Origin of the sequence: Schaalia canis (genome assembly GCF_003858455.1) — a bacterium.
Lineage (GTDB): Bacteria > Actinomycetota > Actinomycetes > Actinomycetales > Actinomycetaceae > Pauljensenia > Pauljensenia canis.
Window position 1 is genome coordinate 17,438 of sequence record NZ_RQZF01000015.1, and the last position, 16,118, is coordinate 33,555.

The window sequence follows — 16,118 nt, forward strand, 5'->3', positions numbered from 1 at the left end:
CGTCAGTGTGTCGGTTCCCGGGTGTGATCCCACCGTGTTTTTGCCCCCTTACGCGCTGATTTCACCTGTGGATGCACATGTGGGAGCCGAGGATTAGCTCACACTTGCCTTGGCCATGCCTTCTTCCTGTGTCTGAACAGCGCAACACTTGGGGACTTGTCGAACAGCTTGGGACCCTCGGGGATGGGAGCATCCGCCGGGGCGCACTACGATAGAAGCACCTACCCGATCGTGAGACCCTCCCAGGAGCACTCGTGACCACTGCATTTGATGATGGCGCAACCACCCCCGATGGCCTGCCCGCAGACCAGCAGCCCGACCGTGAAACCTTGACCTGGCAGGGCTTTGGTGACGCTTCGCGTGAGCTGACAACCAGCATTGTCGAGTCAGGCTGGGTTCCCGACCTCATTATCGCGATCGCACGAGGCGGCCTGGTGCCCGCGGGTGCGATCTCCTACGCGATGGGTGTCAAGGCAATCGGCACGATGAATGTCGAGTTCTACACCGGTGTTGGAGAGACCCTTGAAGAACCTGTGTTGCTCCCACCCCTGATGGACGTGTCGGCAATGGACGGCAAGCGCGTCCTTGTGGTTGATGACGTGGCGGATTCGGGTAAGACCCTGAAGATGGTCATGGACCTGATCGCAGAGCATGGCCTGTCCCTGGATGGTGAAACGACTGTGCGCGTTGAGGCTCGCAGCGCCGTCATCTACGAAAAGCCTCGCTCGATCATTCACCCGGACTATGTGTGGCGCGTGACTGACAAGTGGATTAATTTCCCCTGGTCAACCCTGCCGGTGATTACTGCCTGAGTACTTTACTTCCTGAGCATTTTACTGTCCTGGGCTGTGCCCCCCTGACTGCTTTCGCAGTCAGGGGGGCACCGTTTCCCCCACTTCACGCTGGGGGTGATTACGGGGACTTTCGGGGTCATTTCGGGGATTTTCAGCCTTTCAGATTCATTAGCCTTGAAGCAGGTCTGAGTTAACTACACGCGCTTCTTCTGGCATCAACGCTTTTTGGTTGAAGGTGCTTGCCCTGGTGTTCATGCTTGTCGACCATATTCATAGCTACCTTCAGGTACTGCCTTCCTGGACGGGTTTAACCACCCGGTTTGTTGCCCCATTATTTGTCTTCTTCATTGTCGAAGGCTTCTTCCTCACGCGTAATCGCAGGGCGTACGCCATTCGACTGTGGGTGGGTGCCCTGCTGATGCTCGCAGGGAATATGCTCATCAATTACGCCTTCAATAAAGTTGACCTTACGACGGGGCAGATGAGTGTGTACTCGTTGCTTCAGGGGCACAATATCTTCTTCACTCTGGCACTCTTCTTCACAATGATGCAGGTCTTTGAGCGCATTTCACTGTCCTCAGGCCTTCAACGCGGGCTCTGGATTCTTGCTCTCGCGCCGCTCTTCCTGTTGACGCTCGTCGCAGAAGGCGGAATCCCCATGCTGCCAGTGTTCCTGATCTTCTTTTTCCTTCGCGGCCGCATTGGCGCGATCTACTCAGCAATTGCAGCGTGGGCGGGCCTGTTGTTTGCCTCCGAGCTCTACTCCTACTTCTCCACAGAGCAAGTGGCTACCCTGTGGCAGTCACTGACTTTCAATAACTCTTTTGCTCTGGTAACGGTGTTGATCCCGCTTGCGTTCTATAACGGCCAGCGTGGCTCAAACTCGGCTTTCGCGAAGTGGATGTTCTACGTTTTCTATCCTCTGCATCTGTGGGTGCTGATGATCCTTAGTTACCTGTTCATCCGCTAGGCCGCGCGCCCTACCCCGGGTCAGCTCCCACCAAACCACGCATTCCAGTAGGCGTAGAAGTTGAGGTTGCCCCAGGCGGAGCATTCGTCCCCCTGTCCGGCAAGTGCAGCCGCGTTGGGTTGGTAGGGCGTGTAGTTGTAAAGGTTGGCGGTGGCCTGGTTGGTGATGGCAACAGTGTCAGCACCGCATTGACCAGAAGGATGGTAGGACACGGGGGCACTGGCACCCGCTTGGAAGGTGTAGCGGTGAGGAATGATCCGGTACATCTGGAATTGGCGGGCCGCGTAATACACCTGTTTGGTGAGCCCCGCGTAGTTGGCGTCACATTCGGCCCCGTCAGGACAGGAGTATCCCATAGCCGAGGCGTAGCGGTAGGGAGCAAGCCCGGAGCCAGAGGCAGTAATGAGTCCCTGCTCTTTTTGGAGGACGACGAGCAGCACCTGCGGGTTGATTTCGCAGGCTTGGGCGGCTGCGTAGATGAGGTCGGCGGCACTGGCCCCCTGGGGCAGGTTCATGGCCCAGCAAAAATCGTCCTCGGGGAAGGAGGCGTCAGCCTCGGCCTGCCAGTCGGCTAGGCAGGGGGTGTCACCGGGGGTGCACCCTGCGTTCCAGGTGGTGATAAAGCTGGCAATGTCGTCGCGGCTCATGGCCGCGGTATTGTAAAAGTCGGCGTCGGAGATGATGGTGCCCGGGTCAAATCCGGCATAGCTGAGGGTGGGGGTCTGCGGGCCGGAGTCGCCTTCAGGGTGGGGCGTGCTGTAGTCGGCGGCTGGGCGTGAGCCTAGGAGTGCGATAAGGATGGCGACTAAGGCCCACACGAGGAGCAGTCCCACCACGATGACGCCGAAGAAGACGACGCAGCCTCGTGCGGGTGTCGATTGACGAGGCCGCCGCCGTGTTTGTCGAGGGCGACTCTGTGCACTCTGGCGTTGAGCCGAGTGGTAGTGGGCAGCGCGACGCTGAGTCATGTGTTCCTGAGCCTCATGCTGCTGAGCTCCTTGCCTTTGTGGTCTTTGCGTCCGTTGTGCCGGACTCTGACGCGTGTGCCCCTGCTGTACCTGCGTTGGCTCCGATGGAGGGCGCTGCGCGTGGCCCCCGCTTCGCTGGGCACCAGCGGAGCGGGGGCGAGGACGAGGCGAGTAGCCCGACTGATTATTACTCATCGGCGCAGGTTGGTAGCAGGAGTGTTAGCGGTTCAGTGCCTGGCGAATATGGTCGATAATCTGCGGTGTTGCTCGTTCAACAACATCCAGGGTGTCAAGGAAATCCTCATGCCCGCCGTACCAGGGGTCGGGTACGTCCATGTCACCGGCACTAGAGTGCGGGTCGAAAGATCGGAACATGCGAATATCCACGGTGGAGCGGTCGCCAACTTCACCGTTTTCGAGGCGCTCCACTCCCGCCATGTCAGCGAGGCGAACCAGGTTGGAGCGGTGGTGGCCGGTCATCGCAAGAATCAGGTCCCAGTCTCCGACCTCGTGGGGGCGAATTTGGCGGGCGCTGTGCGGGTGAACGGTGTAGCCGGCGTCACGCAAGACTCGGGCGGCGCGGCGGTCAATGGGGTTACCCTGCTCTTCGTTGGACACTCCAGCCGAGTCAACGACGACATCCAGGTTTTCTCCGTCACGACGCAGGTCAGTGAGGGCCTGCTGGAGGACTTGATGAGCCATTGTGGAGCGGCAAATATTGCCGGTGCACACCATGAGGATACGGAAGGTCATACTGAATATTATGGGCTACTAGCCGTAGCTACCCCTCACGATCCGACAGTGGTTGGCGATGATTCTTTCCGGCAGGCGGAGTACGAGGCAAGATGCTATTTCTCGATGAGCATGCGAGCAGAGGTAAGAACGTTAAGCATGTCCATCATGAGCTGTTCATAGTCGTAATAAATATGACCATTATCAACGACAGTCCCACCCAGGCGCTCTACCGCTCGATCAACCGCCTGATGAACTGCACCCGACTGATCCTCACGGTACTCCGTTGATACCATCCCCAAGCGCCCAGAATCAATGAAGAAGGTGAAGCCAGGTGCGGCAGACAGGACTTGGGACAAGGGAGAGAATACCTTGGCGAGCTGTCCGCAGTTGAGGGCCGACCGCCAGCGAACATCGTGAGTGTCACGTGGAATCACAATGACGATATTCTCCCAGTTGAGGGGGCATTCAATCCACGCCCAGGGGTGTTGGAAGAGTGTATTCGCGTCCCCACGTCGTGCGTTGTATTGAAAGACACCAAGCGTGAAGGGGAATCCCCTATGGTTTCCTGACGTGACCCAAATATTCTGGCCTTTCTTGCTGTCAGTAAAAGGCCGGAAGTTGTATGCGTCCGTGAGTGAGGAGTCAACATCCCCGTGATACGTCCACCCTCGCGATTGTGCCCACTTGAGACGCATGCTTTCGTAGGCGCGTCGTTGCTGTCGGAGCCATTGAGCTCCGACAACAACGACAACAGCAATCACAACAAGGTAGAGCGCCTGATCCCAGGACATCGTCTGCGTTTCCTCGTTGCTTCAGAGGTCTTACTCGGACCAGATACCGCGGTCAAGCAAAGCGATGGCAGAATCAAGGACGCCGTCACTGGTGTCGGCGAGTTTGATAACAACCGTTGCTTTCTGACCGGGAGTAACTGGAACCGAGCAAGTGAGTGGAACAGTGATGCCATCCATTGATGTCCCGTATCCGGCCTGACCACCCTGATTGTCAATAAAGTATTGCGCGTTCGACACAGCATTGATTGTGTTGACAGAGACAGGGGTGTTTGTTCCGGGTACGAATGCGCAGTTCTTTCCATTGACGGAAATCTGCATAACATCATTGAATATTGAGCCAACATACTCGGGGTACTCTTCACTAGCGAAGGCATACCGAACCTTTAGCGTAGATCCCGTTGGGATGACTGTGACCTTGTAACTCACTGCATCGTGAGTAGGATGTCCTGCGTAAGCACTCAGTTCAGGGTCCCCAGGAAGGTTCAGTTCGGTGCTGGCAACGGAGGAAGGAGAGCCTACGGCGTCCTTGATACGCCCGGTACTCAACACCCAGGTTTCCTGGCCGGGCACGAAGCCTTCAACACGGCCCCACTGTTCCGATGAGCCTGTGGTCTCAGCGGTATCTTTGCTCACACCGTCACCGAGCACATCATTCGATACGTCAGGGGTTTCGCAACCGGCAGGAAAACTCCACGGGCCACCTAGAGCAACGCTTCCCTTGAGGAGCTCCCATGAAGCTTCAGCATTCAAGAAAGTGAACCATGCCTTAGCGGTCAACTTCAGTGCTGCTTCTGCCGAAGCTCCCACTGTGGCACATGCCTTCAAGCCCTTTTCAGGCGCAGCAACAGTGAACTTTGCCTCGGCCTTCAACAGAGCGACTTCACCGGAGATTCCTGCGACAGCGCCGACGTTGGAATTACCAACGCCGGGACCAAAAGTGAGGGAGCCACCAAGTTTGACAGTTAAGGAACCGCCTCCACTGTGAGTGGGGGTGAGGGAGGTGCTTTCATTGATCCTCTTGACGTCGAGATGGTTGCCGTCGGCGCCGATTCTGAGTTTGGCATCGAAACCGGTGGTTGCTGTCACACCGACGTTTTGAGCCGTGTAGTTGCCCTCAACCTTAACCTCTGCAGTGGGTTCGAAGACGAGCATGGTGGGGACGCCGGCGATGAGGAAGCTCTTTGTCACCTTCTTCAGGGCTTCGGGCGCACATGTACCGGAGGCCTTGACGGCAACATCCGCGCGACCTGTCGCAGTGAGGGCCACGTAGGTATCGATCTGGATTTCAGTGGGGAACATCCACTTGTACTTGTCCAGCTTGTGGTTAAAGTGCGCAACAGGCTTTACTTCGGGCTGAAAATCAACGGATACTTCCCCACCTGGCTCGAAACAGCTCAGTATCGGGTTGCTCCCCGTGTTCGGCAGCTTTGTCGGCTTTTTTCGTGGCGTCGGGAAGATCGTTTCACTCCCCCCATGGTCCTCCGGATCCCGATCTTTCGGCTTGTCAGGCGTGAGGTTGGGGGTGTCCTCAACTACAGGGTAGTCCCTGGATTCCAGGTTGAGGAATGCGAGGGCATCAGAGTAGCCACCGGCCACCAACTCGACCTGTGAGCCGTCAGGGGAGATTGATGCAACGGTTCCAACGAAACCACCCGGAAGGTCGTCAGAGACGGGGACGACAACGCCGGCGCCAAGCAGGGGTAGTCGCAAGTCCACTGGCCACTGGACGACGAGGTTGTCGTTGAGCGCTTCCCAGGCAGGCGTTGCGGTGAGGAAGGTCGACGCGTAGTCGCGCACGAATGCCATGCTCATCTCGGCGTTTTCGTCAGAAGTGCCGAGAATGAGCGAGTATGCGGCCTGTCCATCCTGGAAGAGCGTATAGGCGTAAGTGGTGCCGGGGGTAAGCCCAGAATCGGAGGCAACCCCATTTCCGACAGTTACGCTCACACCTTGATCGGTACTTGTGGGCGCAATCTCACCTTCTTGGCGCCGTACTTGGATGTTTCCTTGTCCTCCCGTCCACGCCAGGCTGACTTCAGTGTCGCTGAGAGTGGTGACCTCAACGTCTTGAACCCCTTCTGCGAGCGCCCATGTCAGTTCGACGGATGTAGCGTCTTTGCTGATTTTTGTCAGCTCAGGGGTGGTGAGGGTATAACGCTTACCTGCCCAGAGAACAGCGGGGGCGTTGAGTATGTAGTCACCTCGCGGCAGTTCGAGAGTTTGCGATGGAGCATTTCCCGGTTTTGCCAGAACGTTCTTGCCTTCTCCAATCGCCTCTGCAAGGACGGGCACGCCGATAGGCGCGTTAAGCTGGACTGTAATACTGTCCAATGGGTCAGCTGCGTGTGCGGGGACAAGTGACGCCGACAGCACAACTGCAATACCGCTGACGAATGCAGCTAGCTTTTTTGCAATCATTGCTCACCTTTGGGATCGAAAATGCACAGTTGCACAACAAATCTATCCGATCTCGGCACATATCTCTCAAGTTTGAAAACCTATTTTTCGCACTCTTTCGACAAAATAATCCCCAATATTAGTCAAATCCGAGCATACATACTTCTTCATACCCCAAGACCGATACACTCACTCCAAATCAAGGACGTAAGGGGAAGCTGCGTGATAGAAATAGCCTCCAGAGACTCCTGTATCCCATGAGCAGAGACTTAGCACAATGACTGAAACTAATACACACCCCGAATTCTCCACTGCATCAGAAAAGCCTCAAGCGGCTACCTCTCACAAACATTCACTCATCATCGGAATTGCCATTATCGCCATTTCGGCACTTGTTATTGCAGTACTGGCCTACTTCTATCGGGGACAGGACGCCGACTCTCCACTCACCGCCGCATCCCGTCAATCTGCCCAAAGCAATGCTGGTGACCCTCCTCAGAGCGCATCCCCCGAAGACATCCTTGAGGCCGCTAAAGCTGCTGGCTGCAACCTCACCCCACAAGAGATTCTCGACCCCACACGTTTCACGATGGTTCGCGACACACGCGCTTTGACCATGATGTCTCTGAGTCGCGACGAAAGCGACGCCGCCGGAGCTCCTCCCATCTCTGAGGGATATACCGTTGGATGGTTCAATGAGGGCCCCAAACTTGGATCCACTCAAGGAAAAGCGGTCCTCACCAGCCACACCTACTTCACCGGCACCGCCCTCGGAAATGAACTCAATAATGGCTTATGGTCACGCGGTGACATTATCAAGGTCGAAGACAGCAATGGAAATAACGCCTGCTACGTTTACCGTGACAACGCACATATTCTCGTGGAGAACTACGACCCCGAGTCCTCCATCGTCTACGACGAGGGAAATTCCCCGATGTTTGCCATGGTTGTCTGCTCAGACTGGGATGAGCATGGCAACCCCCTTGGCCGCATGATCTACTACGCCGACCTCATCACCGAGCACTACCCCAAACAGCCTCCGCTCTCCGACCACCTCACTGATGCCAGCCGATCTGCAGAGGCCACCGAATCGGAGTGAGTGTCGAGCAGAACAACAAGAGCTCCCGAGTCCTACGGACTCGGGAGCTCCGTGGCTCATACCCTCCTCAGATCCCCAAGAAGGCAACAACCGCATCGTAGGAGTGGCGGGCGGCGTCCTCGCCATTCATGTGGAAGGCCTCATCTGAACCCGCACCACACAGGTCAGACACGGCGCGCAAGCACACCCAATCCACGCCCATGCCATAGCAAACCTGAGCGGAAGCAACCGTTTCCATGTCGGTGCCGATCGCATCGGGGAAACGCGAACGGATACCGGGCACGACCTGTTCGGAGGCAAAGGAATCACCCGAGACAATCCGGCCCACCATCACCGGATGAGGGCTGACTTCACGCAGGTGGTCGAGCTTGGCGACGGTGGTGGGGTGCGTGCGGTAATCAACCGGCATCCTGGGGATCTGCCCCATTTCGTAGCCGAAAACGGTGACATCAGCATCGTTGTAGATCGCGGTAGTGCCACCGGTGATCTCTCCGACGTTGATGTCGACATGCAGGCCACCAATAGTTCCTGCAGCAATAAACAGTTCAGGGTCAACCAGGCTGAGCGCACGAGAGGTAGCATTCGCCGCATTAACCAGGCCAATACCGGAGGTCACGACGAGGACGCTCTTCCCGGCGAGGGTGCCCAGGGCGAAGGTCTGCTGGTGCAGGTCCTCATCGCCGACGCGAAGAATCTGCACCTCAGAGGCGCCATCAACAGGGATGAGGGCCTCCATGAAGGGGGCAGCCTCCATGTCCATTGCGCATTGAATGACGGCGTCGACGGCGGTGCGCTCAGGCAGGGCGGGGAGGGTGAGCATAGGAACTCCATTGGTGAGAGGTCAGGAGGCGAAAGGGGGTCTGTGGCAGCAAGGATGCGAAACACCCGAATGTCAGGTATTCACATGGCGCAAGCGCGACAGCAAGGACCTGCGCGACAGAGGAACGTCAACAGCGGCGTGCCTGCGCACCGGGGTGCGCAGGCAACGACTTTCAGTGCTGACAGTTGCAGCCGCAGCCACCCGAAGGCGCAACGGGCAGGGACTCGGCTGCTTCTTGGGCGGCGGCCTCGTCCATGACGTCTTCCCACTCGTCGCGCTTGTCAAGGAAGGCGGCAACAGCAGCCTTGGCGGCCTCCAGGGAGTGGTTGGCGCCCCAACCGCATTGGATCTCGTTGGCGGCAGGCACGTCAGTGGCGGCGAGGACGTCGCGGAAGGAGGCTTCAAGGAGGGGCAAGAAGTCGTCGGTTTCGACTCCGAGGAGCATGGCGTAGAAGCCGGTCTGGCAGCCCATGGGGCCAAAGTCGATGAGCTTGTCGGTGTGGTTACGCATGAGCTCGGCGGTGAGGTGCTCGATGGAGTGGACGGCGTCCATTTCGAGGTGGTCCACGTTGGGCTGGGTGAAGCGCACGTCGTACTTGACTAGGACGTCGCCACCGGGCAGGGTCTTGCGGTCGGCAACGCGGACGTAGGGGGCGCGGACATAGCGGTGATCGAGGTTGAAGGACTCGACATTCATGCGTTCAGTCATACTGCCGATTCTACGGCTGTTAGCCGTCAGGTGGCCTGCCTGTCCACGCATCACGGTGCCCTGAGAGGGCCGCCCATCCGCCTGCTTCACCTCGTGAAGATTGGCGAGGACGTAGCCCGCAGTTGCGTGACACTTGTTGCGTTTTGTGAGAGCTATAGGTGCTCCATCTTGCAACAAGTGTCACGCAATGCAACAACTGCGGCGAGGCCCTCTGAGAGCACCCGCGCACAGGCAGGAGGCTGCACAGGTAGGAGACTGCACAGCCAGGAGGCCGCACAGGTAGGAGGCTGCACAGCCAGAAGACTGTACAGGCAGAATGCGGCTTAGTCGTCGGTGCGTGACAGGTCAGCCGTTGCCAGGTCCACGGCCGGAGCCTTGGTGACGATCTTGTGTCCCGCCCACAGGGCCAGGAAGGCGATCAGGCCGATGTAAGTGGACAGGACCGTTTGCCAGTCAAGGATTCCCGCGTAAATGTCGAGGTTCTGGCCAGCGATGACAACGACCACCATCAGGAAGGCAACGATGGGGCCCAGGGGGAAGAACTTTGATCTGAAGGGAAGTTCGGAGACGTCATGGCCTTGCAGGATGAAGGCTTTACGGAAGCGGTAGTGGCTCCAGGCAATGCCCGCCCAGACGATGAAGCCTGCCAGACCCGAGACGGTGATGAGCCAAATGTAGGCGGCTCCGTCTCCAATCAGGGAGGTGAGGAAGGCGAAAGCTCCCACAGCGGTGGTGGCAATGACGGCGGGCATGGGGACGCCTCGCTTGTTGACGCGGGCGAAAATCTTGGGAGCCTTGCCGGAAAGGGCCATGGCGTAGAGCATGCGCGAAGAGGCGTACAGGCCCGAGTTTCCTGCCGACAAGATAGCGGTCAGGATAACGGCGTTCATGACCGAGGCTGCACCCAGGATGCCCGCCTTTTCAAAGATGAGGGTGAAGGGTGAGACGGCAACGTCCTCAATCTCTGAGGCCAGCAGGTGGGGGTCGGTGTAGGGCAGGAGGAAGCCGATCACGATGATCGCACCGATGTAGAACAGGGTGATGCGGAAGAAAACGGTTCGTACAGCGCGAGGAATGGTGACCTCGGGCTTGTCGGCTTCGCCGGCTGCGACGGCCAGTAATTCGGTGCCTTGGAAGGAGAAGCCGGCGATCATCATGATGGAGAAGGTGCCGAAGAAGCCGTTGACGAAGGGGCCTTCCCCTGCTGTCCAGTTGGTGAAGCCGGGGGCGGGGCCTGCGATGATGCCGAAAATCATGAGGACGCCGACGGCAAGGAAGACGACGACGGCAACGACCTTGACCAGGGCGAAGGCGAATTCGCTTTCACCAAAGCCTCGCACGGTGAAGGCATTGGCGACGAAGAGGATGGTGAGGAAGATTGCTGACCACACCCATGAGGGAACGTCGGGGAGCCAGTAGCGCATGACGAGGGCGACTGCGACAAGTTCGGCTGCCAGGGTGATGGCCCAGTTGAACCAGTAGTTCCAGCCGGTAGCAAATCCGAAGGAGGGGGATACCCAGCGGGTGGCCCAGGTTTCAAAGGATCCTGCGGTGGGCAGCCAGGTGGACATTTCGCCCAGGGATTGCATGAGCAGGAAGACCATAATGCCGATGGCGCCGTAGGCGAGGAGCGCTCCGCCGGGGCCTGCGGTGCTGATGGAGCCACCTGTGGCGACAAGCAGGCCGGTACCGATGGCGCCGCCAATGGCGATCATGTTGAGGTGGCGGGTGCCCAGGCGGCGCTTCAGGCCCTTCTCCTCTGCGTCGGCGTGGGTGCCTACTGCAGTGGGTGTCTCGCTCATGACCGGTCTTCTTTCGCTGAAAAGGTTGAGGTTTTTGTACCTGTCGTATTAAACGCCCCTAGCTTAGGATCGTCAGCCGTATGCAGTTTTTCTGCACACTATGCGAGACAATCCCTCTTCTAAAGAACCTTATTTCAGCAGGTCAGAGGCATTTTTTATCCTGGTTTTCATGGTCTAACCCACATCGGGCATCACGGAGTGTGAGGAGCGTGTGCCGGTTGAATAGCGGCCCGAATTGAACGCAAGGCTACAAGAGCAATCAGCATGGCGAGGACAGCGAAAGCAATGGTGGTGCTGAAACCGCCCTGAGAGCCGAAATTGTCAATCATTTGCCCGGTGACAACATTGGAGACGGACTGCCCAATCACCCACATTGCTCCCATGAGTGCCATGCCTTCAGTCAGGCGCGAGGCTGGTGCAATGCGCATCAGCAGTTGGTTGATATTGACCACTGTTGGCGCGTGAGCAGCACCGGCGAGCAGCATGAGGACGGCCGCCATCGGCATAGAGGTTGCCAGAAGCAGCGCCGAACATCCGCAAGCCAAGAGGATAAGAAACCCGTAGAAGCGTTTCCAGAGGGCCGATTGCCAGGTTCGCGCCCCGTAGAAGAGGGCGCCAAACATTGCTCCAGCTGAAAAACAGGCGAGCACCGCGCCCGACCAGGTCTTTTGGTTGAGCTCTTCAGAAAATGCGATGACGGATAGGCCGATGGTGGATTGGAAGGCTCCGTAGCCAATGAGGATGACCAGCAGTGCCACCACCGCGGGGGAAAGGAGTGTCTCCTTCCTTCCAACAGACGAGGCCGCCGTGCCAGTTTGAGTCCCTGCACCGGCTTTTGATTGGGCGGGGTCTGGGGCACGCTGCACGCCCTCGTTTTCCGACATGGAGATTGCCGCAGCTTCCAGATTGGGCACGGGTTCGTAGGCGCGTGTGCCCAGTACTGCCCACCCGCCGCTCATGAGGCACAGTGCCCCCAATCCGATACTGAGGAAGGGGGAATAGAGTGTGGAAATGACCGTGGCAAGGGGCGTGCCAACCGTCCACATGAGTTCTTCAGCGACCGAGATCATCGACAAAGCGGAGTTCATGCGTGCGGGTTCGTCCCTCAGAGCAAGATTCCAGCGGGCACGCATCATCGACCCGAAAGGCACGGCCAAACCCGCAGTACCTGAAGCCACAATAATCACCCACACAGGTGCGTGGAGCCACAGGGCCACGCACAGGTGAATGATTGCCGCGCACCACACGCCAATAAGAGGAACACCGACACGCCTTTGTCCGTAGCGGTCAATGAGCCGCCCAATAATGGGGCTGGTTACGGCGAAGCAGACCGCTGTGGCGGCTGATGCTGTGCCCGCAATAGTGAAGGAATCGTATTGGGCGCGCACCGCCAGCAGCACCCCCATCCCCACCAGTGGAGCGGGGGCTTGGGCGATGACACCACCCACAGTCACACGGGCAGCGTGAGGCATCCTGAGAAGCTGGCGGTAGACAGCAAATCCCTGTGTCTGTCCATCAGTCATGGGATGCCTCCGGTGAGTGCGTGATGGGGATAGGAAGACGGCACATTGTCACGAGTCTAGTGCCTAGTCAACGGGGCCTCTACTTCCTGTTACACGCTTGATGTCCCGTCGCTGAGTAGCCCCGCAAGCCACTCAGTTTGCGCCTGCCACTGATAGCGCTCACCGCCTTCGTGACCGTTGAAGGTGTAGACCCGAATGTCACGCTCAACTGCTTGTCCAGATGTTTGACCCCACCGGTTATATGCGGCGAACACGCTTGAGGGCGGACAAATCTCATCCATCAAAGCGGTAGAAAACAGGGCGGGCACGCGGGCGCGCCTGGCCAGGTTCACGCCATCAAAGTAGGACAGGACGGTGAATACGCGGGCGGCTCGACTGCGGTAGACCTTCAAATACTGCGTGATCTCGTCGTAGGGGAGAGCGCCGGTGAGCCCCACCGCGCGCGGGAAATCACAGAGGAAGGGTACGTCTGGCATGGCTGCCCATACGCGAGGATTCAACGCCGCTGCGGCAATAGCCAGGCCCCCACCTTGGCTGATGCCGTGAACAATCAGGCGAGCAGAATCTACGCAGGGCAGGTGCGTGGCGGCCTCAACAGCGTGGTGAGCATCAACGTAGCACCTGCGGTAGTAGTAGGTGTCTGCAGAATCGATACCTTTGGTCATGACGCCGTTGAACGCTGGGCCGGTGCCGTGCGGGTCGAGGGTGTCTCCCCCGCTTCCCCAGCCTGCGCCTTGGCCTCGCGTGTCCATGAAGAGGTGGGCGTATCCTGCGCTTGCCCACTCCAGGTGATCGACCGGCAGGCCTCGCCCTCCCCCGTAGCCGTTGAATTGGATGATGGTCGGGAGGGGGCCGCTAGCCCCTGCGGGGGTAAGGAGCCAGGCGCGGATGGGGTCATTGGCAAAACCGCCGAAGGTCACGTCCCACACGTCCACGGTGGTCAGTGGCGTGCGCACGCGTTCAGCGACCACGCTGGCGGGATCAAAGGGGTGCTCGCGTAGGGTTCGCTGCCAGAACTCATCAAAGTCGGGGGGTTCTGTGGTGCTGCCCGTGTAGTGTTGCAGCTCATCCAAAGGCTTATCAATCCACTGCATAGTTACTCCCCTACCTGCGTGGTCTTTGTTGGGAGGCTATCCTTTTCGACTTCGACCCGACAGATCATGCGCCGTCCTTCTGCGACAATACGCCGCTGTCCTGTGAGGTGAAGGATGAGGCCGGGCAGGCGTTCCTCGCTAGAGTGGCCGGCGCTGAGAAGGATCTCGCCGGGTTCAACAATGCGTTGATAGTCCCTGCCGGTAAAAGAGAAGAAGTCAGCGCTGACGGCGAAGTTCAGGCGCGCGCTTTGCCCGGCAGCGAGGGCGATCTTGTGGTAGCCGATAAGTTGCTTAAGGGGGCGGACAACCTCCGCGATGGGATCCTCATAGTAAAGCTGGATGACGGTGTGGCCGTCGCGCTCTCCGGTGTTGGTGACCGTCACCGAGTAGGTCACCTCGCCATCGACACTGATCTCTGATTCGGAAAGCTGCGGATCGCTCAGGGTGAAGTTCGTGTAGGAAATGCCTGCTCCGAAGGGGAAGCGTGGGCGCGGGTCAAGGTTGGAGATGCCCTCGGATTCCCACGCCAGGGGTGGGGCCAGGTAGGTGCCGGGTTGTCCGCCCTTGCCGTCGGGCAGGGCAATAGGCAGGCGTCCCGAGGGGTTTACTGCGCCGGTGAGGACGTCAGCCAATGCTGCCCCGCCCTCGACGCCAGGCATGAAGGCTTGAATGATCGCGGCGCAACGGTCAGCGTAGGCGCCCACCGCGTAGGGGCGTCCGGTGACAAGTAGCAAGATGGTGGGGGTACCGGTGGCGAGGACGGCCTCAATGAGTTCCCCTTGGCGTCCGGGGAGGGAAAGGTCCACGACGTCGCAGCCTTCACCGGAGGTCCCCCCGCCGAACATGCCGGCAATGTCGCCCACGGTCAGCAGGGCAACGTCGCTGTTGCGTGCGGTGTCAACGGCTTGGGCGATACCTGCACTGATGTCTACGTCGGGGCCATCCATGAAGCCCACGCCTTGGACGTAGGCGGGTGCGGTGCTCAAAGCACTGTTGAGAGCCTCTTGCAGGGTGGGGATGGGCAGCCCCAGCCCGTGGTCAGGATGCTTGGCCAGGACGTGGTTGGGGAAGGAGTAGCACCCCATGAAGGCGCGGGCTTCACCCCAGGTGGGGCCAATAACACTCAGGCGGGTGCTGGGTGTCAGGGGCAAGATGCCGTCGTTGGAGAGCAGCACAATGGATTCTTCCGCCATTTTTCTAGCGATCGCCCGGTTTCCAGGACTGTCGAGGTCGCGTGTGGGGTCGGCGTGTTCCTCGGGTGACCATCCTTCGTCGAGTAGTCCCTGTTGGGCCTTGTGGGTGAGGATGCGGACCACCGCTTGGTTGAGTTCATCCTCGGTGAGCAGGCCTTCTTCAAGGGCTTCGCCGATGAGGTGGAAGCAGGTGGTTTCAGGCAGTTCCACGTCCAGACCTGCCCGCAAAGCCAGGGCCGCAGCGTGGGCGGGGGATGCGGCAATGCGGTGCATCTTCTGCAGGAATGTCACTGCCCAGTAGTCGGAGACGACGGTGCCCTCAAAGCCCCAGCGTTCACGTAAGACTTCAGTGAGGAGGAAGCGGGAGGCTCCGGCCGGTTCGCCGTCAATGTCTGAGTAGGAGTTCATGACGGAGTGGACGCCACCTTCACGCACGGCCATTTCAAAGGGGGGTAGCATGACGTCTTCAAGTTCTCGGCGTCCCATTGAGACGGGTGCGTGGTTACGGCCAGCACGCGAGGCCGGGTAGGCGACGAAGTGTTTGAGGGTGGCGATAATGCCTGCCTTCTGCAGGCCCCGGACGTAGGCGGTGCCCAGGGTTCCTACCAGGTAGGGGTCCTCACCACAGGTTTCTTCCACGCGCCCCCACCGGTAGTCGCGCACAACATCAAGCAGGGGGGAGAGCCCTTGGTGGATGCCCACGGCCTTGAGGTCCTCACCAATGGCGGTGGCCATGTCCTCAATGAGTTCAGGATTCCAGGTGGCGCCCCAGGCAATGGCTGCTGGGTAGACGGTGGCGCCCAGTGCGGTGAAACCGGTGAGGCACTCTTCGTGGGCGAGGGCGGGGATGCCCTGGGGTGAGCGTTCCTGCACCTCTCTTTGGCGGGCAATGAGTGTGGCAACGCCTTCGGCGACGCTAACGGGTTCGGTGCCGAAAATACGGGTGAGTTGTCCAAGGCCCAGAGCGCTTGCGTCCTCCCAGGAGAGGGCTTCTTGAGCGAAGGCATTCTCCATGGGAGCGACCTCGTGGATGGCCTCCCGCTCTGCCTCTCTTTCGCCGGGGGTGGTGTCGGGTCGCGGTTCGGGGGCCGGGGCTTCACCGTCGGATCGTTCCCAGAAGGAGCCAAGTTGGTGGATTTTTTCTTCCCGGCTCATGGTGTCGCACAGGGCGTGGGCGCGCTCTGAGGGGCTGAGGTGGGTGTCGTGCCAGGGTTTCATGGTGT

At 59.0% G+C, this 16,118-nt stretch carries 13 protein-coding genes; 3 read left to right on the plus strand and 10 right to left on the minus strand.

Annotation, left to right across the window (positions count from 1 at the left end; translation table 11 throughout):
- The first annotated feature begins 254 nt into the window (after nucleotides 1–254).
- Nucleotides 255–812 carry a phosphoribosyltransferase gene (locus tag EII11_RS10040; protein ID WP_124872344.1) on the plus strand — a complete coding sequence of 186 codons (558 nt, stop codon included), beginning with the start codon at nucleotides 255–257 and terminating at the stop codon, nucleotides 810–812.
- 217 nt (nucleotides 813–1,029) lie between these two features.
- On the plus strand, nucleotides 1,030–1,764 hold the full coding sequence (locus EII11_RS10045) for a TraX family protein (RefSeq protein ID WP_240623147.1): 735 nt from the start codon (nucleotides 1,030–1,032) through the stop codon (nucleotides 1,762–1,764).
- Between the two features lie 20 nt (nucleotides 1,765–1,784).
- Here EII11_RS10045 and EII11_RS10050 read toward each other — a convergent pair whose 3' ends face one another.
- The 4 genes from EII11_RS10050 to EII11_RS10065 all read right to left on the minus strand — a co-directional run bounded on the left by EII11_RS10050 (nucleotide 1,785) and on the right by EII11_RS10065 (nucleotide 6,676).
- The gene (locus EII11_RS10050; RefSeq protein WP_124872349.1) at nucleotides 1,785–2,732 is read right to left on the minus strand and encodes a hemagglutinin; all 948 of its coding nucleotides are present in this window, start codon (nucleotides 2,730–2,732) and stop codon (nucleotides 1,785–1,787) included.
- 219 nt (nucleotides 2,733–2,951) lie between these two features.
- Nucleotides 2,952–3,485 (minus strand): low molecular weight protein-tyrosine-phosphatase, encoded by a 534-nt coding sequence (locus EII11_RS10055; RefSeq protein WP_124872352.1) that lies wholly within the window; start codon nucleotides 3,483–3,485, stop codon nucleotides 2,952–2,954.
- Nucleotides 3,486–3,580: 95 nt separating this feature from the next.
- Nucleotides 3,581–4,258, minus strand: coding sequence for a hypothetical protein (locus tag EII11_RS10060; protein ID WP_124872355.1), 678 nt, complete (start codon nucleotides 4,256–4,258; stop codon nucleotides 3,581–3,583).
- Between the two features lie 30 nt (nucleotides 4,259–4,288).
- Nucleotides 4,289–6,676, minus strand: a complete 2,388-nt coding sequence (locus tag EII11_RS10065) for a choice-of-anchor L domain-containing protein (protein ID WP_124872358.1) — start codon at nucleotides 6,674–6,676, stop codon at nucleotides 4,289–4,291.
- A gap of 256 nt (nucleotides 6,677–6,932) precedes the next feature.
- Here EII11_RS10065 and EII11_RS10070 point away from each other — a divergent pair, with 256 nt between their 5' ends.
- The gene (locus EII11_RS10070) at nucleotides 6,933–7,754 is read left to right on the plus strand and encodes a class F sortase (protein WP_124872361.1); all 822 of its coding nucleotides are present in this window, start codon (nucleotides 6,933–6,935) and stop codon (nucleotides 7,752–7,754) included.
- Between the two features lie 67 nt (nucleotides 7,755–7,821).
- On the opposite strand, the gene mtnN is transcribed toward EII11_RS10070, so the two are convergent.
- The 6 genes from mtnN to EII11_RS10100 form a co-directional block, all read right to left on the minus strand.
- Nucleotides 7,822–8,574: a 5'-methylthioadenosine/S-adenosylhomocysteine nucleosidase gene (gene mtnN / locus EII11_RS10075; protein WP_124872363.1), complete on the minus strand. Its 753-nt coding sequence runs from the start codon at nucleotides 8,572–8,574 to the stop codon at nucleotides 7,822–7,824.
- 172 nt (nucleotides 8,575–8,746) lie between these two features.
- Nucleotides 8,747–9,271, minus strand: a complete 525-nt coding sequence (locus EII11_RS10080; protein WP_124872407.1) for an S-ribosylhomocysteine lyase — start codon at nucleotides 9,269–9,271, stop codon at nucleotides 8,747–8,749.
- A gap of 335 nt (nucleotides 9,272–9,606) precedes the next feature.
- Nucleotides 9,607–11,085: an amino acid permease gene (locus EII11_RS10085; protein ID WP_124872365.1), complete on the minus strand. Its 1,479-nt coding sequence runs from the start codon at nucleotides 11,083–11,085 to the stop codon at nucleotides 9,607–9,609.
- 191 nt (nucleotides 11,086–11,276) lie between these two features.
- Nucleotides 11,277–12,608 carry an MFS transporter gene (locus EII11_RS10090; protein ID WP_124872367.1) on the minus strand — a complete coding sequence of 444 codons (1,332 nt, stop codon included), beginning with the start codon at nucleotides 12,606–12,608 and terminating at the stop codon, nucleotides 11,277–11,279.
- A gap of 89 nt (nucleotides 12,609–12,697) precedes the next feature.
- The gene (locus EII11_RS10095; RefSeq protein WP_124872369.1) at nucleotides 12,698–13,702 is read right to left on the minus strand and encodes an acetylxylan esterase; all 1,005 of its coding nucleotides are present in this window, start codon (nucleotides 13,700–13,702) and stop codon (nucleotides 12,698–12,700) included.
- 2 nt (nucleotides 13,703–13,704) lie between these two features.
- The gene (locus EII11_RS10100; protein ID WP_124872372.1) at nucleotides 13,705–16,113 is read right to left on the minus strand and encodes a beta-glucosidase; all 2,409 of its coding nucleotides are present in this window, start codon (nucleotides 16,111–16,113) and stop codon (nucleotides 13,705–13,707) included.
- Between the last annotated feature and the right edge of the window lie 5 nt (nucleotides 16,114–16,118).